The sequence below is a fragment of the Clostridium sp. CMCC3677 genome, from assembly GCF_023845585.1.
GTDB lineage: Bacteria > Bacillota > Clostridia > Clostridiales > Clostridiaceae > Clostridium > Clostridium aquiflavi.
The window spans coordinates 175783-198348 of sequence record NZ_JAMQHS010000008.1; the positions used below are offsets into that span (position 1 = coordinate 175783).

General features: G+C 28.5%; 20 protein-coding genes. 19 read left to right on the forward strand and 1 reads right to left on the reverse strand.

What is annotated here, in order from left to right; all coding sequences use genetic code 11:
• Window positions 1-62: 62 nt before the first annotated feature.
• The 15 genes from NG901_RS11640 (at window position 63) to NG901_RS11710 (ending at window position 17827) form a co-directional block, all read left to right on the forward strand.
• Complete coding sequence (locus NG901_RS11640) at window positions 63-1235, forward strand: NAD(P)-dependent malic enzyme (RefSeq protein WP_252214737.1); 1173 nt, start codon at window positions 63-65, stop codon at window positions 1233-1235.
• Between the two features lie 144 nt (window positions 1236-1379).
• Window positions 1380-2351, forward strand: a complete 972-nt coding sequence (locus tag NG901_RS11645; protein WP_252214739.1) for a 2-keto-3-deoxygluconate permease — start codon at window positions 1380-1382, stop codon at window positions 2349-2351.
• Window positions 2352-2736: 385 nt separating this feature from the next.
• Window positions 2737-3585, forward strand: coding sequence for a BglG family transcription antiterminator LicT (gene licT / locus NG901_RS11650; protein WP_252214741.1), 849 nt, complete (start codon window positions 2737-2739; stop codon window positions 3583-3585).
• Between the two features lie 131 nt (window positions 3586-3716).
• Entirely contained in the window at window positions 3717-5624 is a 1908-nt protein-coding gene (locus NG901_RS11655; protein WP_252214743.1) for a beta-glucoside-specific PTS transporter subunit IIABC, read from the forward strand.
• A gap of 58 nt (window positions 5625-5682) precedes the next feature.
• Window positions 5683-7110, forward strand: a complete 1428-nt coding sequence (locus NG901_RS11660; protein ID WP_252214745.1) for a 6-phospho-beta-glucosidase — start codon at window positions 5683-5685, stop codon at window positions 7108-7110.
• A gap of 128 nt (window positions 7111-7238) precedes the next feature.
• Window positions 7239-8450, forward strand: coding sequence for a flagellin lysine-N-methylase (gene fliB / locus NG901_RS11665; RefSeq protein WP_252214747.1), 1212 nt, complete (start codon window positions 7239-7241; stop codon window positions 8448-8450).
• A 136-nt stretch (window positions 8451-8586) separates the two neighbouring features.
• Entirely contained in the window at window positions 8587-8895 is a 309-nt protein-coding gene (locus tag NG901_RS11670) for a winged helix-turn-helix transcriptional regulator (protein ID WP_252214749.1), read from the forward strand.
• A gap of 290 nt (window positions 8896-9185) precedes the next feature.
• The gene (locus NG901_RS11675; protein ID WP_252214755.1) at window positions 9186-9884 is read left to right on the forward strand and encodes a pirin family protein; all 699 of its coding nucleotides are present in this window, start codon (window positions 9186-9188) and stop codon (window positions 9882-9884) included.
• 78 nt (window positions 9885-9962) lie between these two features.
• Window positions 9963-10562, forward strand: a complete 600-nt coding sequence (locus tag NG901_RS11680) for a nitroreductase family protein (RefSeq protein ID WP_252214758.1) — start codon at window positions 9963-9965, stop codon at window positions 10560-10562.
• Window positions 10563-11017: 455 nt separating this feature from the next.
• Window positions 11018-11776 (forward strand): MurR/RpiR family transcriptional regulator, encoded by a 759-nt coding sequence (locus NG901_RS11685; protein ID WP_252214760.1) that lies wholly within the window; start codon window positions 11018-11020, stop codon window positions 11774-11776.
• Window positions 11777-11905: 129 nt separating this feature from the next.
• Window positions 11906-13495 carry a PTS transporter subunit EIIC gene (locus NG901_RS11690; protein ID WP_252214762.1) on the forward strand — a complete coding sequence of 530 codons (1590 nt, stop codon included), beginning with the start codon at window positions 11906-11908 and terminating at the stop codon, window positions 13493-13495.
• 57 nt (window positions 13496-13552) lie between these two features.
• The gene (locus NG901_RS11695) at window positions 13553-14878 is read left to right on the forward strand and encodes a 6-phospho-alpha-glucosidase (protein WP_252214764.1); all 1326 of its coding nucleotides are present in this window, start codon (window positions 13553-13555) and stop codon (window positions 14876-14878) included.
• 8 nt (window positions 14879-14886) lie between these two features.
• Complete coding sequence (locus NG901_RS11700; RefSeq protein WP_252214765.1) at window positions 14887-15372, forward strand: PTS sugar transporter subunit IIA; 486 nt, start codon at window positions 14887-14889, stop codon at window positions 15370-15372.
• A gap of 841 nt (window positions 15373-16213) precedes the next feature.
• Window positions 16214-17719, forward strand: coding sequence for a sodium-dependent transporter (locus NG901_RS11705; RefSeq protein WP_252214767.1), 1506 nt, complete (start codon window positions 16214-16216; stop codon window positions 17717-17719).
• Window positions 17720-17827 (forward strand): MetS family NSS transporter small subunit, encoded by a 108-nt coding sequence (locus NG901_RS11710; RefSeq protein ID WP_252214770.1) that lies wholly within the window; start codon window positions 17720-17722, stop codon window positions 17825-17827.
• Window positions 17828-18105: 278 nt separating this feature from the next.
• Here the strand turns inward: NG901_RS11710 and NG901_RS11715 are convergent, their stop codons facing one another.
• Window positions 18106-18783: a Crp/Fnr family transcriptional regulator gene (locus NG901_RS11715; RefSeq protein ID WP_252214883.1), complete on the reverse strand. Its 678-nt coding sequence runs from the start codon at window positions 18781-18783 to the stop codon at window positions 18106-18108.
• A gap of 116 nt (window positions 18784-18899) precedes the next feature.
• Between NG901_RS11715 and NG901_RS11720 the strand changes: the two genes are divergently transcribed.
• From NG901_RS11720 to NG901_RS11735, 4 genes are all read left to right on the forward strand, one after another.
• A complete protein-coding gene (locus NG901_RS11720; RefSeq protein WP_252214771.1) occupies window positions 18900-20111 on the forward strand; it encodes an MFS transporter in 1212 nt (403 codons plus the stop codon).
• 169 nt (window positions 20112-20280) lie between these two features.
• Entirely contained in the window at window positions 20281-20706 is a 426-nt protein-coding gene (locus tag NG901_RS11725; protein ID WP_252214773.1) for a flavodoxin, read from the forward strand.
• A 17-nt stretch (window positions 20707-20723) separates the two neighbouring features.
• A complete protein-coding gene (locus NG901_RS11730; protein WP_252214775.1) occupies window positions 20724-21374 on the forward strand; it encodes a DUF3793 family protein in 651 nt (216 codons plus the stop codon).
• Window positions 21375-21600: 226 nt separating this feature from the next.
• Window positions 21601-22314 (forward strand): DUF554 domain-containing protein, encoded by a 714-nt coding sequence (locus tag NG901_RS11735; RefSeq protein ID WP_252214777.1) that lies wholly within the window; start codon window positions 21601-21603, stop codon window positions 22312-22314.
• The last annotated feature ends 252 nt before the right edge of the window (window positions 22315-22566 follow it).

The following is a 22566-nucleotide window of genomic DNA, read 5'->3' on the forward strand; positions in this document are numbered from 1 at the left end:
TAAAGTAAACGTATACAGAAAAAGAGGATGTATAAAATTATAGGTAAAGAGGGGTTTTTAATATGGATTATAGCAAAATGGCTTTAGAAATGCATGAAATAAATAAAGGAAAGGTTTCAGTTAAATCAAAAGTAACAATAAAGACAAAAGAGGATTTAAGTGTTGCCTATACACCAGGAGTAGCTGAACCTTGTAGAAAAATCAGAGATAACAAAGAAGATGTGTACAGATATACAGCAAAGGGAAATTTAGTTGCAGTAGTATCTGATGGAACAGCAGTATTAGGTCTTGGAGATATTGGACCGGAAGCGGCAATGCCTGTTATGGAGGGAAAGGCTATTTTATTTAAGGAATTTGCAGGCATAGATGCATTTCCAATATGCTTAGATACAAAAGATCCAGATGAAATTGTGGAAACAGTTAAGCGTATAGCTCCAACATTTGGAGGAATTAATTTAGAGGATATATCAGCTCCAAGATGTTTTGAAATAGAGAAAAGATTAAAAGAAGAATTAGACATACCTGTATTTCATGATGATCAGCATGGAACAGCAATTGTAGTTTCAGCAGGAGTATTAAATGCATTAAAGGTTGTAGGTAAAAAAATATCAGAGGTTAAAGTTGTTATAAATGGAGCAGGATCAGCAGGAATATCTATATGTAAGTTATTATTACAGCTTGGAGTAGGAGATGTAGTATTAGTTGATTTAAAGGGTGCACTTGCTCTAGGTGAAGAATGGATGAATAAAGCTCAAAAAGAGATGGCAGAAGTTACAAATAAACAAAAACAAAGAGGAGACTTAAAAGAAATTATTAAGGATAAAGATGTATTCATAGGAGTATCAGCACCTAATATTTTAAGTGCAGAAATGGTTTCTACAATGGCTAAAGATTCTATTGTATTTGCTATGGCTAACCCTATTCCAGAAATAATGCCTGATGAAGCTAAGAAAGGAAATGTAAGGGTAATTGCAACAGGACGTTCAGATTTTCCAAATCAAATAAATAATTTATTAGTATTCCCAGGAATATTTAAAGGAGCTCTTGATGCTAGAGCTACAGATATAACAGAAGAAATGAAGATAGCGGCAGTTAAAGCTATTGCAGGCATAATAAAAGATGAAGAGTTAAACGAGGAATATATTATTCCAGATGCATTTGATACTAGAGTAGTTAAGGAAGTTTCAAATGCTGTAGCAAAAAAAGCAAGAGAAATAGGGGTTTCTAAGCTATAAAAATATTATTTTAGATTATAGCTTAAAATTTAAAAGTTTAATTGGTATAAAGACTGATTCATTAAAACATAGAAAAAGTTTTAATAAATCTTAAATAAACTTATGTGAAAAGTTAAATAAAAGGAGAATTTAGGAGGTTTGATTATGCAAGTTCCAATAAAGAAAACACTAGATAAAATTCCAGGCGGTATGATGATCGTTCCACTTTTTTTAGGGGTATTAGTTAATACATTTTGTCCACAAGTTTTAAAAATTGGAGGTTTTACTACAGCATTATTTGATTCAAAAGCATCCTCAACAATATTAGCATGTTTTATGTTTTTTATAGGTTCACAAATTAATTTTAAATTGGCACCAAAGGCGTTAAAAAAAGGTGCTTTGTTGATACTTGGAAAATTTATAGTTGGAGCAGGCATTGGTATAGCAGTAGGAAAAATATTTGGACCAGCTGGGGTATTGGGTTTATCACCACTAGCAGTTCTTTCAGCATTAACAAATTGTAATGGTGGGTTATATGCGTCTCTTGCATCACAATATGGAGATGAAACTGATGTGGGCGCTTATGCATTATTATCATTGAAAGATGGTCCATTTTTTACATTAGTTGCTTTAGGTGCATCAGGTCTTGCACAAATTCCTCTTATGTCTCTTGTTGCAACATTGCTTCCAATATTAATAGGAATGATTTTAGGAAACCTTGATCCAGATATGAGAAAATTTCTTGGAAGTAGTAAGTTATTACTTATACCATTTTTTTCATTTCCTTTAGGAGCAGGAATGAATTTATCAACAATAATTACTGCAGGAGGTCCAGGAATATTATTAGGTATAATAGCTTCATTTACAGGAATCGGTGGTTATATATTATTAAGAATGTTTAAGGAAAAACCATTAATAGGATTAGCAACAGGATCAACAGCAGGAAATGCAGTAGCTACACCAGCAGCTGTTGTTGCATTAGATCCAACACTTGCTGTTGTTGCCACAGCAGCTACAGCACAAGTTGCAGCTTCATGCGTAGTATCAGCAATGATATGTCCAATAGTTGTTTCTTATATGGTTAAGAGATTTGATAATAAGAATGTGATTATTAAAAAACAACAAGTGACAGAATGATAAATTTCATAGTGTGTTTTTACTTGCGATAAAGTTTATTGCGGTAATAAATAAGTAAAGTAATGCAAATGGTGAATTTTAAATGCACTTAATAAGCCTATTTAATATATTCCATAATTAGGAATGAAATTTTAATTCATGAAAATGATTTTGAGTTCTTTCATTGATGGAAACGTTGACAAATAGAAAAATATATGTTAAGATGACAATATATTAAGAGGAACAGGGTAGTAATTGTTTAAGTGCAAGCTAAGCCTATTCATTAATATGCAGGGGAGGATTATATTCTCTTTTGCATTATAATGAATGGGCTTTTTCATTTTTAGATAAAATTTAATTTATATAACTAAATTAAGCAAAACATCCTTGAAAGGGAGGAAAAGCTATGGTTATTAATAGACTTTTGAATAATAATGTTGTAATTACAGTAGATTCTAATGGTGAAGAAATAATTGTTATGGGAAAAGGAATAGGATATCAAAAGTCCAAAGGCGATGCTATTGATGAAGAGAAGATAAATAAGGTATTTAGAATATCTAATAAAGAAATCTCAAATAAGTTTGAAGAGTTACTTAATAGCATACCAATACAATATATGAAGTTATGTGATGAAATTATTGAATATGCTCAAGATAAGTTAAATAAAAAATTGAATGAAAGAATTTATATTTCATTAAGTGATCATATATATACTGCAATTCAAAGAACTAAAAATGGGATTATAGTGAGAAATGCTCTTCTTTGGGAGATAAAACGTTTTTACATAGATGAATTTGAAATTGGAATGAAAGCATTAGATATTATAAGAGAAAAGACAAAAGTCAAACTTCCAGATGATGAAGCAGGATTTATTGCTTTTCATATTGTAAGTGCACAGTTAAATGAAGAACAGCCTATGGTTCAAGGGATTACAAAGTTAATAAATGAAATACTTACCATAGTGAGAATTCATTTTGGAGTTCAATTTAAAGAGGAATCAGTATTTTATTATAGATTTATTACACATTTAAAGTTTTTTGCCCAACGTTTATTTTCAGATAATACATATAATGGAGATACAGATGAAGAACTTTTAAGCATAATAAAGAAAAAATATTCTAAGGAATTTGAATGTATCATTAAAATTAGAACTTTTATTCATAAAAAATATAACTATAATTTAACAGTTGATGAAATGATATATTTAACTATACATATTGCAAAGGTAATACAAGATTTAAAATTAAAAATATAGATATTTATTATATAGTTTGAAAGGATGTGGTATTTGTACAAATTAGCTTTTAAGTTGGATAGTAACATTAAGTTGGCTAAACCTTCAAATTTCAATTAATAATTTTAAAAGAAAGATGGAGGAATAAAAAGATGAAAAAATATAATCAATTAGCAAAAGAGATTGTAAAAAATGTTGGTGGAAAAGAAAATATTATTGGTTTAACACATTGCATTACTAGATTACGTTTTAAATTAAAAGATGATAATGTAGCAAATGATGATGTATTAAAAAATATGGATGGTATTGTTACAGTTATGAAAAGTGCTGGACAATATCAAGTAGTTATAGGAAATCATGTTCCAGATGTATATTCAGAGGTATGTGAATTAATAGATATTGATAACTTTGATAAAGGTTTGGAGGAAAAAAAATCAGGCAGTTTACTTGATAAGGGAATTGATATTGTATCAGGAATCTTTCAGCCTATATTAGGTATTATGGCAGCTTGTGGTATGATAAAGGGATTAAACGCATTATTTGTAGCAATAGGATTATATACGAACACTTGTGGTGGATATTTAACAATAAATGCGATTGGAGATGCATTGTTTACCTTTCTTCCTTTATTTCTAGGATATACTTCAGCTAAGAAATTTGGTTTAAAGCCAATGCTTGGATTAGTTATTGGAGCAACTATGTGTTATCCAAGTATGCAGTCAAGTGCTCTATCAGCAGGAATAGAGCCATTATATACTTTATTTAATGGAACAATATTTTCTTCGCCAATTTATATTGATTTCTTTGGTATACCAATAATTTCAATAGATTATACAGGAACAGTTATTCCAATCATACTGGCAGTATATTTTGCAGCAAAATGTGAAAAATTCTTTAGTAAATTTATACCGGACTTAGTTAAATTTTTCTTTGTACCAATGTTAACTTTATTAGTGGCATTACCAATTGTATTTATAGTTATTGGACCAATAGCAACTTTCGGATCTAAAATTATTTCTGAGTTTGTATTTTCAGTAAGAGATTTTAATCCATTATTAGCAGGAGCAATAGTAGGATTTACTTGGCAAATACTAGTTATTTTTGGAATGCATTGGGGATTTATTCCAGTATATATAAATAATATTATGACATTAGGATATGATAATGTTATGATGCCTTTCTTTGCATGTACATTTGCAACATCAGCAGTTGTATTAGCAATATTCTTTAAGACAAAGGATAAAAAGCTTAAGGAAATGGCACTTCCAAACTTTATATCAGGAATATTTGGGGTAACTGAGCCTGCTATATATAGTATTTTATTACCATTAAAGAAACCTTTTATAATTAGTTGTGTTTCTGGTGGTATTGGAGGAGCATTTTATGGATTCTTTAATTTGAGAAAATTTATGGCAGGCGGAATGGGAATATTTGAATTACCAGCTATGATTGAACCAGATGGATCTATGGGAAATTTAATAGTAGCTTTAATAGGTATTGTTATTTCAATGGTTGTAGGGTTCATATTAACAATGATTCTATATAAAGATAAAACGGAAACAGTAAAGGAAGAAAAAACTACAGAAGTTAAATCTAATAAGTTAGGAAAAGTAGTAATAGGTAGTCCATTAAAAGGAGAGGCTGTTAAATTAAACAATATAGAAGATGAAGCCTTTTCATCAGGAGTATTAGGTCATGGAATTGCAATTATTCCTAGTGAGGGAAAGGTAGTAGCTCCAATAGATGGAGAAGTTACAACTTTATTTCCGAGTTTACATGCTATAGGGATTACTGCTGAAAGTGGTGTAGAAATTCTTATTCATATAGGATTAGATACTGTGCAACTAGAAGGTAAAGGGTTTAAGGCCCATGTTAAGCAAGGGGATAAGATTACTAAAGGACAACCTTTAGTGGATTTTGATATAGATTTAATAAAAGAGGCTGGGTATAGTGTAGTTACACCTATAGTTGTTACTAATATGTCAGAGTATTTAGAAGTGGTAGAGACTGAAAATAAAAATATAGAAAGAGGAAGTAATTTAATAACTGTTATATTTTAATTATTGGATAAGGCATTAGCGTAAGTTAATGCTTTATTTAACTAGGAGGAGAAAAAATATGAAATTTAGAGATGATTTTTTATGGGGTGGAGCCACTGCTGCCAATCAATGTGAAGGTGGATATAATGAAGATGGTAGAGGATTAGCTAATGTTGATTTATGTCCTATAGGTAAAGACAGATCATTAGTTATTAAGGGTAAATTAAAAATGTACAACTTTGATGAAGAGCATTATTATCCAGCTAAGATAGCAATTGATATGTATCATAATTTTAAGGAAGATATAAAATTATTTGCACAAATGGGGTTTAAAGTGTATAGAATGAGTATTGCTTGGAGCAGAATATTTCCAAATGGAGATGAAGATATTCCAAATGAAAAAGGACTTCAATTTTACGAAGATATATTTAAAGAATGCCATAAATACGGTATAGAACCATTAGTTACAATTATACACTTTGATTGTCCTATGCATTTAATAGAAAAGTATGGTTCTTGGCGTAATCGTAAAATGATAAGTTTTTATGAAAAATTATGTAATGTTATTTTTAGAAGATACAAAGGTTTAGTTAAATATTGGCTTACTTTTAATGAAATAAACATGATTTTACATGCTCCTTTTATGAGTGCAGGAATTTGTTTTGAAGAAGGAGAAAATGAAGAAAAGATAAAATATCAAGCTGCTCATCATCAACTGGTGGCTAGTGCTATTGCAACAAAGATTGCACATGAAATAGATAAAAATAATTTAGTTGGATGTATGTTCGCAGCTGGAAGTGTATATCCGTATAGTTGCAATCCTAAAGATGTTTTAGAGGCTATAAAGGTTGATCGTGAGAATTATTTTTTTGTAGATGTGCAAGCAAAAGGTAAATATCCTAATTATGCAATTAAAGAACTGGAACGTAAAGGTATTATGCCTATAATGGAAGATTCTGATAAAGTATTATTGGAAAAATATACAGTGGATTTTGTTTCATTCTCATACTATAATAGTCGTTGCGTAAGAACTGATGATAATAAAGATGATACAGCAGAAGGTAATTTATTTGTATCAGCTAAAAATCCATATCTTAAATATAGTGAATGGGGATGGCCTATAGATCCAATAGGATTAAGAATTACGTTAAATCATATATATGATAGGTATGAAAAGCCTTTATTTATTGTAGAAAATGGGCTAGGTGCAAGAGATATAGTAGATGAAAATGGATCTGTAGAAGATGATTATAGAATAGATTATTTGAGAGAACATATTAAAGCAATGAGAGATGCAGTAAATACTGACGGAGTAGATTTAATTGGGTATACATCTTGGGGGCCTATAGATTTAGTAAGTGCTGGTTCAGGAGAAATGGAAAAACGTTATGGTTTTATATATGTAGATAGAGATAATAAAGGAAATGGAACTTTAAAGAGAAGTAAGAAAAAAAGTTTCTATTGGTATAAAAAAGTAATACAATCAAATGGTGAAAATTTATATTAGATTATAGAATAATTTAATTTAAATTGATAGATTTTAAATATGTTATAGGTAAAAATAATTTAAATTATATATAATGTTGATGATATAATTAGCCTTAGATAAAATATTAAAATGTAAGGAAGATAAACATGAAAAAGAGTGTAAAAATGATATATCCATCATATATAGATAAGTTTCAGTGTATTGGAGGAAAATGTGAAGATAACTGTTGCATTGGATGGGATATAGATATTGATAAAGAAACATTTAAAAAATATCACAAAGTTAAAGATGAAACAATGAACAAGATGTTCCAAAAAAATGTTCATAACAATAAATATTGTACCAATAAAGATTTAGATTATGGAAGAATTAAATTAAACAAAATAAAAAGATGTCCGTTTCTAGATGATGAGAATTATTGTTTGATTCAAGGGAAATTTGGTGAGGATTATCTTTCTAGTGTTTGTACTCAATTTCCTAGAGTATTAAATAAAGTAGATGATCATTATGAAATATGCCTTGATGCAGCATGTCCGGAGGCAGCAAGAATTATTTTTGGAAGTAAAGAGAAAATAGAATTTAAGGAAAGTGAAAAGAGTTTAGGTAAGTATACTATGTCAGGTGTACTTGATACTACATCATATGAATTTAAAGATACACCTATAGAGTATTTCAAAGAGATACGAGATTTTTCAATAAAAGTAATGCAAAATAGAAATTTAAATATCAGCTGTAGATTATATGTTCTTGGTGATTTTTTAAATGAGCTAGAAGATATAGAAAGTGACAAAATAAAGGAGTTTATAAATAAATATGATATAGAATCTGAATCTAAGTCTTATAAAAGAGAGCGTATGAATTATGCACTTCAAGTTTCATTTTTTAAAAATGTAGTTGATTCTTTAGATATAGTAAATGAAACTGATAGTGATAAATTTAAAAACTATACGAAAGAACTTTTAAAGGGATATAATATTAAAGATAATGAGGATGTAATTAAAAATGCAGAGGAATATATAAATGCATTTGAAAAATATACAGAGAAGTATATAGAAACTAACAGCCACATATTCGAAAATTATATGGTTAATTTTATATATAATAATTTATTCCCTTTTTCAGAAAGCGATTTTATGTTTGAAGGATATATTATGCTTTTATTTAGATATTCATTAATTAGGTTCTATCTAGTTGGAAAATACATATATAATGAAAAAGATTCTGTAGAACATATGATAGAGTTTATTCAAGTATTCATAAAGGCAGTAGAGCACGATAAGAACTATAGAAGCGAGATTTTAGAATATATTAAAGAAAACAATTTTGATAATATGGAATTTGCAAAAATGCTTTTGTAATTTTAAATAAGCCAATGATAAAAGTGAAATTCTCTATGTATTTCCAATCCTATCAAAACCATTGTGTTGGTATAATATTATACTATTTATTTTTATTAATTAAGTATGATAGAATAATAGCAGGTGGTGATTAGATATGGAAAAATATCACATGTGCCCAAGGTTTGAAAATGCTTTTGAATTATTAGGAAAGAGATGGACCGGATTGATTATAAGAACATTATTGAATGGACAAAATCGATTTTCGGATATAGCGGAAGCAATTCCTAATATGAGCGCTCGTATGCTTACAGAAAGATTTAAAGAACTGGAGAAAGAAGGACTTATTATTAGAAAAGTTTATCCAGAAACTCCAGTACGTATAGAGTATGAACTAACAGAAAAAGGGTATCAACTGCAAGTTGTTATGGACGAAATTCAAAAATGGGCCGAAAAATGGATGTAATTAACATAATGTAAAAACTTATAAAGAATCTCCTTTTAATTTTAAGGGGTTCTTTTTATTTTTGTCTAAATAAAAATGAAAGTTTAAAAGCATGTCTGAATATTTATTATAAAAAAGGTCTTGACTAATTATAATGAATGTGTGATAATCAATTCAAGTTAGTTACTAAATGTAACTAACTTGAATAAAATTCTATAATAATTTTTTGTAAGATAGTAAAATTATTATAGAATAGTTTAGTAATGTTTTAAGTTAAAATCTAAAATAATAATCAGGAGGAGGGATATAGAATGTTAAGTAAGATAAAAAGTAATGATATGGGTAATAGTAATCTTGGATGGCTAAGATCTAAATTCCATTTTTCTTTTGCAGAATATTACAATCCATATAATATGAGATTTGGAGCTTTAAGAGTTATAAATGATGATTTAATTAAACCTGACACTGGATTTGACACTCACCCTCATAAAGATATGGAAATAATAACATATGTAATTAATGGTGAACTTACGCATGAAGATAGCATGGGTAATAAAAACACAATAACTCGTGGTCATGTTCAATACATGAGTGCGGGAACAGGGGTATATCATAGTGAGTTTAACTTTAGAGAAGATACATTGAGATTGTTACAGATATGGATCTTGCCAGATAAACAAGGATATAATCCTGACTATGGAGACTATAGGTTTAATTGGAATGTTAGACAAAACAAATGGCTTCATATGGTTTCAAGAAAAGATGGAAATGCACCAATAAAAATAAATCAAGATATGAATGTTTATTCTTTAGAACTTGGAAAAGAAAAAGAGATTAATTTCACAGTTAATGAGGGAAGACAGGCGTATCTAGTTCAGATAGAGGGAACTTCTATAATAAATGATATTGAGTTAAATGATAGAGATGGAATGAAAATAATTGAGGAAGATATTTTAATCCAAGGAAAAGAAACTTCCCATATTTTGATTTTAGAAATGAAAAAAGAATAATAATATTAAGTATGTATATAATAATTATATTAAAAATAATAAAAAATAAGATTTTATATGAATTAGGAGGAGTTATTAATGTCAAAAGATTTTTTTACTGCAGTAGCAGATAGACGTTCATTTTATGGAATTAGCAAGGAGACTGTGGTTTCAGACGATAGAATTAAAGAGATTATAGACCATGCTGTGAAACATACTCCATCAGCATTTAATTCACAAAGTACAAGAGTCGTGTTAGTATTAGGAACTCACCATGATAAATTATGGGATATTACAAAAGAAGCTTTGAGAAAAGTTGTACCAGTTGATCAATTTAGTACTACTGAAGATAAAATAAATTCATTTAAAAATGGATATGGTACAGTATTGTTCTACGACGATAATAGTATAGTAGAAGATTTGCAACAAAAATTTGCTCTTTATAAAGATAATTTCCCAATCTGGGCTCAACAAACAAATGGAATGCATCAATTTGTTATTTGGACTGCATTAGAAATTGAAGGATTTGGAGTATCATTACAACATTATAATGAAATTATTGAAAATGATGTAAAGAAAGAATGGAACATATCTGATAACTGGAAGCTTATTGGGCAAATGCCATTTGGAAAACCAACAGCAGAGCCAAAAGAAAAGGAGTACCAACCGTTAGAAGAACGTGTCAAGATATTTAAGTAAACTGTTCTTAAATAGATACTAAGATTAATACTTTATAGATAAAAGCCAGTGTGTAATAACATACTGGCTTTTATGAATAAAGGATTTTGTATATCTGAATATATTCCATTTCTAGGAGTTAAAGATTTATATTTACTTAATGTAAATATAAATCTTTAACTTACTTCAATTCTTATATATAATATAGTATAAAGTCAAACTTAGCTTCAGAGGGAATTTTTTATTTCACACTGAAGATTAGTTAAGCTTATACTCTAGAATAGCTATCTCATCTAGGGTCATGCCACGGTTATCTCTCATCCAATAGAAAAATAGAGAATCAAAATCTTTGATTTTATGTGAATCATTTTCTCCTTTAGGTGAGATAAGAGTTTTAAAGCGGACAGACATAACAATTTATTAAATACCGCAAAATAAATTGGAAATTCTTTTATTATTGAGAGGATGATTGAACGATGAAAGTTGACTTAACTAAGATAGTTAATAATAAAAAAATTACACCTATAGAAGAGCAGGTACTTGAATATATAATTAATAATATTGATAGTGTGATGGATATTGGGGTTAGGGGAGTTGCAGCTGAAAATTATACATCCACATCTACAATCATGAGGCTTTCAAAAAAATTAGGTTTTACGGGATTTATTGATATGATTTATAATATAACTCCCCTAATAGATAGTGGTAATACTAGAATTATAGAAAAATCAGAATCATTAATAGGTACGGATATTAACTTTTTATTGAAGTATATAGATGAGGAATCAGTAAAAAGATTTATAGAAATATTATCAAGTGGAACGAGGAAGTATATTTTTATTTATGCAAGAGGCTATTCTGAAATAGCTGGAGAATACTTTAATAAAAAACTGCTAGGCATAGGGATAAAGAGCATATTGATAGATTCTAAAGGTAGCTTTGAAAATAATCTAGAAGATATGGAAACACTAATAGTAATATCAAAATCTGGGGAAACTAAAGAAGTATTAGATAAGGTTCAAGTAGCAAAAAATAAGAATAAATTAATTGTTTCATTTACAAAAGAAGTTGAAAACAGTATTTCAGCTCTTTCTGATATTTCTTTTAAAATATTTGATATGCATAAATTAGATGATAGCAATGTACTGCCTAACTCATTTTTTGCTAATATGCTAATGTTTATGGAGTACTTAATTTACAGATATTATAAAGAAACAAAAAAAGAAAATAAATAGTCATTTTGAGAAACCTGTTATCTTTTATGCTAACAGGTTTCTTAATGCTTAAAATCTATTTCAAATAAATGAAAACGTATATATAATGAGTCTATGAAGAACATAATAATTTAATAAGAGGTGGAAATTATGAAGGATAAAATCATGAATGCCATGCAAAGGTTTTCAAAAGCTATGTTTATTCCAGTATTAATACTTCCCATTGTAGGTATATTAATAGCTTTTGGAAATATCTTTACAAATGCCAAATTAGCAGAATATGCGCCATTTCTCAAAAATAGCATAATATTTGGATTTGGTAAAATACTATCCGGTTCTTTAGTACCTATACTATCAAATCTTGGAATAATATTCTGTGTTGGGTTAGCAGTAGGACTTGCAAAAGAGAAAAAAGCAGAATCGGGTTTTACATCAGTTTTAGTTTATCTAATATTTAATAATGCCATGAACATATTTCTTAATTTATCAGGAAAACTAGTCCCAGCTGATCAGTTAAGAGGCTCAGGTCAAGCAGTTGTACTTGGAACTCAAGTTTTAGACATGGGAGTTTTTTTAGGAATAATTTTAGGTATAGTTGTAGCTTATGTTCATAATAAGTATTGCAAAAAAGAGTTTAATGGGGCCCTTCAAATATATGGTGGATCAAGATTAGTATTCTTAATACTGATTCCAATAGTAGTTATATTAGCAGTTATACTTTCTTATGTTTGGCCATCAGTACAATGGGGAATATCAAGTTTAGGATATTATATACAAAAAAGCGGTAACTTCGGAATATTTATATATGGAATGTTAGAAAGACTTCTAATTCCAACAGGCTTACATCATTTAGTTTACACTCCATTCTTATATAGTCAGCTTGGAGGAATAGAAACTATAGCAGGTAAAGTGTTAGAAGGCTCAAGAAATATTTACTTTGCACAAATTGCAGACCCTTCAATTAAAGTTTTATCAAGTACAGTTATATGGGATGCTAGAGGATTATCAAAAATGTTTGGTTTAATAGGAGCATGCTTAGCACTGTATCATACAGCAGATGCTGATAAAAAAAAGAAAGCTAAAGCAATACTTATACCAGCAGCAATAACATCAATAATAGCAGGTGTAACAGAACCTATTGAATTTTCATTCTTATTTACAGCACCAATACTATTTGGAGTACATGCAGTATTAAGTGGACTTGGAATGGTAGCCTTAAATATATTAGGTGTACGAGCAATAGCACCTAATGGATTTATAGATTTCTTACTATATAACTTACCACTTGGTATAGAAAAAACAGGTTGGCCAATGTTTATTTTAGTAGGTATTGCACAATTTGCAGTTTACTACATAATATTTAGATTCTTAATAGTTAAACTTAACTTAAAGACCACTGGAAGAGAAGACAGTATTGAAGAAGTTAAACTTTACACTAAACAAGATTATAAGGGCAAGGTATCAGGAGAACAAGGTGTTGGAGATAAAGCTTCAGGAAATGAAGCTATTGTAATAATAGAAGCATTAGGTGGAAAAGAAAATATTAAAAAAGTAGATAACTGCTTTACAAGATTAAGATTAATCCTTGAAGATACATCAAAGGTTGATGAAGTTACATTAAAAGGAACAGGAGCTACAGGAGTAGTTAAAAAAGGAGAAAATGTTCAAGTAATTTACGGACTACATGTTACTAGAATTAGATCTATAGTAGATGAAGCATTAGGAATCGTAGGAGAATAACATAATTTACAGAAATAGTAGAAGAATAATATTAATTAAAGGAAAGAGGGAATATATATGAAAAAACATTCTATTGTTATTGCAGGAGGCGGAAGCACATTCACTCCAGGAATAGTTATGATGCTATTAGATAATCTACACCGTTTTCCAATTAGAAAATTAAAATTATATGATAATGACGGTGAACGTCAAAGCGTTATTGGTGAAGCTTTAGATATTTTATTAAAAGAAAATGCAGCAGATATTGAGTTTTCTTATACAACAGATCCAAAAGAAGCATTTACAGATGTTGATTTCTGTATGGCTCATATACGTGTAGGAAAATATGAGATGCGTGAAAAGGACGAAAAAATTCCTTTGAAATACGGAGTACTTGGGCAAGAAACTTGCGGACCAGGAGGAATTGCCTATGGAATGAGAAGCATAGGAGGCATGCTGGAATTAATAGATTTAATGGAAAGGTATTCACCAGATTGTTGGATGTTAAACTATTCTAACCCAGCATCAATTGTTGCTGAGGCTTGCCGTAGATTAAAGCCAAATTCAAAGGTACTAAATATTTGTGATATGCCAGTAGGAACTCTTCGTCGTATGGCAGGAATTGTGGATTTAGAACCAAGTGATTTAGAAGTTAAATACTTTGGATTAAATCACTTTGGATGGTGGACTAGCGTTAAGGATAAACAAGGAAATGATTTGACAGATAGAATTAAAGCATATGTCGCAGAAAATGGATACTTAACAGTAAAAGAAGTAGAGACACAACATACAGATCCAAGCTGGCAAGAAACTCATAAAAAAGCAAAAGATTTATTAGCAGTAGATCCAAGATTTTTACCTAATACTTATTTGAAGTATTATCTATATCCTGATTATGTTGTAGAGCACTCTAATGCTGAATATTCTAGAGCAAACGAAGTAATGGATGGAAGAGAAAAGGATGTATTTAATGCAGCACGAGCTATTATAAAAGCTGGAACAGCAAAAGGTGGACAATTCCATATAGATGCTCATGCTACTTTTATAGTAGATCTAGCTAGAGCAATTGCTTATAATACCCATGAAAGAATGCTATGTATAGTAGAGAATAAAGGTGCTATTTCTAATTTTGATCCAACTGCTATGGTTGAAGTTCCATGCATAGTTGGAAGTGATGGACTAGAACCTTTAGCACAAGGAGAAATTCCACAATTCCAAAAGGGATTAATGGAACAACAGGTATCAGTAGAAAAGTTAGTAGTTGAAGCTTGGATTGAAAATAGCTATCAAAAATTGTGGCAAGCGCTTACTTTGTCTAAAACTTTACCAAGTGCTGGAATTGCTAAATTGTTATTAGATGATCTTATAGAAGCTAATAAAGGCTATTGGCCGGAATTAAAGTAGAGGTGTATATGTTTAAGAATTTATTTAATAAAAACAAGAACAAAATGTTTTATGCTTTTGCTGATGGCATAAGTGTTGATTTAAGCGATGTTAATGATGAAGTATTCTCACAAAAGATGATGGGGGAAGGAATTGCAATTAAACCAAGTGAAGGTGAAATATACTCGCCATGTGATGGAACTATTGCTGCAGTCATGAAAGAAAGTAAGCATGCAGTTGGTATTAGAACAAAAGATGGTGTAGAATTTCTTATCCATGTAGGGATTGATACTATAGCTTTAAATGGAAAAGGCTTTAAATTATACTGTGAGGAAGGAAAAACAGTAAAAAAAGGTGAGCTTCTTTTAAGCTTTGATAGAAACTTTATTAAAGAAAAAGGATTAGATGATATTACTATCCTTGTAATTTCAGAAGCTAATAACCATAAGATTGTAAACCTAAATATTGGCATGAGCATGAAAGCTAAAGAAGGAATTTTATTAGAGTATAATTAGCTGAATATGTACGCAGAAGAAGACTTACAATGACAGCACAAGATATTATATTTTGTGAAAAGATTATAAATGTGAGATTTGGATTCCTATTAAGAAGTAAACTAAGAGAATAAAGCTTAATCTATATTGACGAATCCACGACAGAAATGTCGTGGATTTTATTTTTAATATTCATAGGATAATAATAAAAGTTTTATTTTAACAATGACAGCATGGATATTCATATATTTTTTTATTTTTTAAATCTAAAAATTACATTTAAAATGTAAATTTATAGAACATATTTTAAACTTTTTAAATATTTAACAAATTTAACATCTAATTAATTTTATTAAAAAATATAGTTAATTTATAAAAAAATATAATAATAAACATTGATTTTTTAATAATTTATTATTAAATCATAGTATTTATTGGAGTTATTCTTAATAAGAATATTGACAAAAAGCAAAATATAATGTTAATATGATTAAAATTACAAAGGAGAGGAAATATTATGCAAATAAGAAAATCACAATTTACAATAGAATTACAATTTAATAGAGTACTCTTATTATTAGCCGAATTACTTTAGCAATTGTGTTTATGATTTGATAAATTTATTACTGTCATAGATACAATTGCTCATTTTAAGCAACTGTGTCTATGATGGCTAATTTATATTTTATAGATAAGAATGCCTCATAGATTTTATATGAGGCTATTTTGTGTTTTTATAGATAAAAATAAGTCTCATAGATTAATATGGAACTTTTTGTATCCTAGGTTAAAAAGTTCCATAGATAACTATGGGACTTTTTTATTTTATAAATATTTAAAATTAACTTAGGAGGATTTATACATGGAAGAAAATCGAGAACAATGGGGATCTAAGATAGGTTTTATACTAGCTGCAATTGGTTCAGCAATAGGCTTGGGGAATATATGGAGATTTCCATATGTAGTGTATTCAAGTGGGGGAGGCGCATTTTTAATACCTTATTTCTTTGCTATATTTACTGCAGGAATTCCTCTTTTAATATTAGAGTATGGAGTAGGTCATAAATTTAGAGGTTCTACACCACTTTCATTATCAAAAATTAATAAAAGATTTGAATGGATTGGATGGTGGCCAATAATTAGTTCATCAATTATATTATGCTATTATTCAATGGTATTAAGTTGGGCTATTAAATACGTAACTCTTAGTTTTAGAAAGGGTTGGGGCGAGGATTCAAACTCATATTTTTATAATTATTTTTTAAAATTATCTGAGTCTCCTTTAGAATTAGGTGGAATAATTTGGCCTGTATTAATTGGAATAGCATTAATTTGGATTGTAAATTGGTATATATGTTATAAAGGAGTAAAATCAGGAATTGAAAAGGCCAGCAAGATATTATTACCTTGTTTATTAGTAATAATGATAATAATAGTTATAAGAGGTGTTACATTAGATGGAGCTGTTGTTGGATTAAATAAATTATTTACACCAGATTGGGATAAAATAAAAGATCCTCAAATTTGGATTTCAGCATATGGACAAGTATTTTTCTCTTTAAGTATAGCCACAGGAATTATGATGACATATTCAAGTTATCTTCCACAAAAAACAGACATAAATAATAGTGCGTTTATGACTGCATTTGCAAATTGTGGATTTGAATTTTTATGTTCTATTGGAGTATTTTCAATTCTTGGAGTAATGGCGACAAGCCAAGGTGTAAGAATTGAAGACGTGGTAACAAGTGGGATTGGACTAGCATTTATAGCATTTCCTAAAGTATTTTCACTTATGGGAATATGGGGAAATATATTAGGAGTTTTATTTTTTATATGTTTAGTATTTGCAGGACTTACCTCATCAGTTTCATTGGTTGAGGCAATAGCAGCAGCTATAATTGATAAATTTCAGTTGAAACGTAAAAAAGTTGTTAGTGTTATGTGCGTAATGGGATTTTTAATAAGCACAGTTTTTGCAACTAATGGTGGGTTATATCTATTAGATATTATGGATAACTTTATAAACAATTATGGAATAGTAACAGTTGGATTATTAGAATCTGTTGTAATTGGATGGATAGTTAAACCTAAGGTTATAAGAGATTACACAAATTCTATTTCTTACTTTAATATAGGAATATGGTGGGATGTGATAATAAAATATGTTACACCTATATTATTATCATTAACACTAGTTAAAAGTATTATAACAGAGATAACAACTCCTTATGGAGGATATGATTCAATATCATTATTATTATATGGATGGTCAATTATAGTAATAGGAATTATAGGTGGAATATTAATTAGTAAGAAACCTTGGAAATATGAATTAAAAAATATAAATAGTAAGGAGGTTATGTAGATGACAAGCCAAGCTATACTATTTTTAATATTGGGAGCAACAATACTTTGGGGAGGATTAATAATTACATTACTAATAACTAGAAAAAAGGAAAGTACAACGTATTAATTCAATATTTAATATTAATAAGTGATACATGGCAGCTTATATTGAAGCTTAAAAAGTTAATAAAATTTAGGGTTAAGTAAATATTAGTTGAGAATTGAGAGTGAAAAATTAAAAGTCAACAAAAAATTTGGTAATTGAATTTATGAAAATATATTATAGGAAAATTTTTAAGACTTTCAAACAAAACTTTCAATTCTCATCTCTCTAATTTTAACTAAAAAAGCGTGGAGTAGCTACTGTACCTATTGCATATATAAACGTATATTTAAAATAGAACGTTAAGAAAAAGCAAATGACTTTAATCTTTTTTCATCTATAATTTTCACTTCTTTATACCCTAAGGATACTAAGCCATCCTTTTGAAATTTATTTAATATTTTGGTTACAGTAACTCTGCAACAACCAATTAATTGAGCTATTTCCTCATGTGAATAATCTATTATATAGAAATCATCATATTTATTTTTCTTAAAATGTACTCCTAAACGTACTAATAATTCAGCAGTTTTTTTATCGGCTTCTAAAAATGCCATACTATTAACTTGTATTGATAAATTTTGAATTGATAAAGACATAAGGTGGAACATTTGAATCATTAGTTCAGGGTATTTAGTTAAATAAGGATATAAATTTTCTAAGCTAACAGCGATTAATTCAACATCAGTAGCAGCACTACCTGATGTTAATCTAGCACCATAGCTAAAATAAGATGATTCACCAAAAAGATTTCCTTTTCTTAAAATTTCAATTGTAAGTTCTGTGCCTTGAGGGGAGATTAGAAAAACTCTAACTCTTCCAGATTTAATTAAATAAAAATTTTCAGCTATATCATCTTGAAAATAAATAATTTCGTCTTTGCGATATTTCTTTAGTGTACCTGCTTCTTCAAATACTTTATAAAATTCAGAAGTTATACTTATAGTAGAACTGGGTAAGGTTTTAAATTTATTATCCATATAATCACCATTCATAAAAAATTTACTATATAGATTGTAGTATAGACTACAATCTATTTTCAAGTATCTAGTTAAAATATTGTAAGGAAAAACCAATATAGGATGGGGATAACGTAATGGATAAAAAAGAAAAACTATGGACAAGTCATTTTATATTAGCATTGTTTATTACAATAGGGGTAAACCTAGCTTGTAATTTATTACTATCAACAATATCAATTTATACAAAACAAATTACACATGTTGATACTTATGCAGGAATAATGACTGGTGCATTTACATTAGCTGCATTATTTATCAGATTGCTTGCAGGAAAACTTTTAGATAAGGTTGGAAGAAGAAAAATCTTGATATTAGGTGTAGCAATAACTGCATTATCAACAATAGCATATTTAGCTATAAATAATATACAAATGATTATACTTTTAAGGATATTTCAGGGATTTGGATTTGGAATATCTTCTACTGCTATAGCAACAATTGTTACCGATGTTACACCAAAATCAAGAATGCTTGAAGGAATAGGATATTCTGGAGTAGGAATAACTATAACTACAGCAGTAGGGCCATCAATTGCATTAGCGTTAGTTGGTAAAGAATATGAAAATTTCAAATTATTATTTATCACAACAACTTTTGTAGCAATTATAACAATTTTGATATCTTTAAAACTATCATACAATGAAAATGTTGAAAAAAATTCATTACAACAAAATGTTAATCAAGTTAATAATGTTAATCAAGTTAATATTGAAGAAAAAAGTAATGAAAAAAATATGATTATACCTGCAATAATATTATTTTTAGCAGCAGTTGCAGAAAGTACTATTTTAGCATTTACAGCTTTGTATGGAATAGAATTAGGCTTTAGTAATATTGGATTATTTTTTACAATAAATGCTTTAGGTATATTAGCATCAAGGTTATTTATAAATCAAATAGTAAGTAAATTTGGAACAAATACAGTTTTATTATATGGATTAATAATTTTTTCTGCATCTATATTTGGGATGTCAATAGTTAAGACAATGCCACAACTAATAATATTTGGATTTTTATGCGGGGTTATGATGGGATCATTATTACCAATAATCAATCTGATGATTTTAGATTCAGTAAGTGAAAATAAAAAAGGAATGGCTAATGCTATTTATTATGCACTATTAGATGGTGGATATGGAGTTGGTTCAATAATTTGGGGAAAAGTAGTTATGGGATATGGTTATAGAAATATTTATGCATATGCTGGATTTACTTTAATGATAGGATTTGTAATATTCGCAGTTCATTTAATGAAAAGTAGAAAATTAGTGTTAAATAAAATATAAAAAGTAATCTATAATTATTTTTTAAAGGTCTTGGTAATTTTAAAATAAATTGCTAGGATCTTTTTTATTTTTAGTAAAAATCCTATTGACAACATTATTTAAGTAGAATATTATAATAATATAATGAAATTGATAATTGTTCTCAACAGGAGAACCAAGAGGAGGATTTATGAAGATAATTTATTGGAGTGGTACAGGTAATACAGAAGCTATGGCAAATTTAGTAGCGAAAGGTATAGAGGAGTCTGGTACTAAGACTGAAATGATAAATATTTCTAGTGCAAAAATTGATAGTTTAAAAGATGAAAATATAGTAGTACTAGGATGTCCATCTATGGGAGATGAAGAACTTGAATCTGGAGAATTTGAACCATTTTTAGAGAGTGTACAAGAAGACTTAAAAAATAAAAAAGTTATATTGTTTGGATCTTATGGATGGGGTGATGGACAATGGATGAGAAGCTGGGAAGAAAAAATGACAGATTCAGGAGTTAATGTGGCTTTAGAACCATTAATTGTAAATTATACACCTGAAGGTGAAAGTGAAGAACAATGTATTGAATATGGAAGAGAAATAGCTAAATTAAGTAATTAATTAATGGAGGAGTAATGATGGGAGAAAAAATTAGTACTTTTTATAACTTATTAAATGGTATGGAGGGAAAAGAATATATTGAAACTTTTATATCTTATAATGTTGCATTAATAAGTGCTAGATTGAAACCATCCATTACACTGAATTTAAGTAAATATGATAATAAAGATATATTTTATTTGTGGAATATATATGGAAAAGATTATTTGAGAAAATTAAATTTAGGATATATCTCATTAAGAGATAGTGATAAGTCTTTAATAGTATTAATTTATGATAAAGATTTATTAGAAAAATATATCAATAAGAAGGATAATTTGAAATTTCTTAATTGTGTAGGATATGATAGGGAGCTATCAGTAGAAGATGCATTGAACACATTAAAAGATAGATATGAAGTATATAACTGTCCTCATGAATTAGGAATATTTTTAGGATATCCTTTAGATGATGTTAAAGATTTTATGGAATGCTCAAATAAAAAATGCTTAACTTGTGGATATTGGAAAGTATATAATAGTGAACATAAGGCAAAAACAATTTTTACATTGTTTGATAAAGTAAAAGAGTTCACAGTAACTAATATAATAGAAGGAAATAGAGCAAATAATTTATCCCTTACATTAAAAGATAACTTCCAAAAAAATCATAAAATAATATTTGATTAAATAATAATAAAGCGTGGCATGAAGCCACGTTTTTTTTATGCCCAAATTATTCCTACATTGCATTTGGAAAGGGTGCATGGCTAAAAAAATCGACGCTTTAAAGTCGCCTTGCGATTTTGTTCTGTAAAGATAATATTTCAATTTTTTAATGTTGACTTTTAAAATGTAATATGTTAACATTTCATATCTTTTGCAAAAGAAAATTAGTAGAAAGAAGGTATTTATTATGCCTATTGGTATTTTTTTAGATTCTTTAGCAGTTTTAATAGGGGGAGTTCTTGGAGCAAGATTTAAGCATAAAATTCCTCATCGTATTAATTATCCACTTACAATTATTTTTGGGATTTCGGCAATTGTAATTGGAGTGGTATCATTTATTAAATTGAAGTCTTTACCAGCAGTGATATTATCATTGATTTTGGGAACACTAATGGGAGAATTAATGGATTTAGATACAAAAGTAAAGAACATATTTAAGAAGGTTATTTATAAGTTTCACTTTGAAATAGAGGGAGATCAAGAAGCATATATGAATTTTTATGTAATTGTAGCTGCAACTTTTTGCTTAAGTGGAACAAACATTTTTGGTGCAATGAATGAAGCTATGACTGGGGACATTACAATATTATTATCAAAGGCTATTATGGATATTTTTGCTGGAGCTATTTTTGCATGCATTCTTGGATATGCAATGAATTTAATTGTTGTTCCTCAATTTTTAATTTTAGGTGCATTCTTCTATCTTGCAAAGTTTATTATGCCATTAATAAATGCTAATATGTTAGGAGATTTTACAGCTATTGGAGGAATATTGACTTTTATAATTGGTTTATCTATTGCAGAAATTAAAAAAATAAAAGTAGTTAATTTACTTCCAGCATTGGTAATTGTATTTCCTATATCATTTTTGTTTCAGTTAATGTTAGAAAACATATTTTAAATATTTTTATCAACATATTTTTTAGTGATTTATGGGAGATACGGAAGGCTAAATGTACAAGCTTCAGAAGAAAAAAGGTGAATGTGTTTATTCAATAAAGGTAAATTGAGATTCATGACTAGAGTCAATTCATTTTCAGATAAAACTATAGATTAACTATAAAAATTGCATAATATTAAAAACAAATTAAAAGGTGTTTTGAGGAATACTTATTATTATTTATAAATTTTCAATATAATTGTGGTACAATAT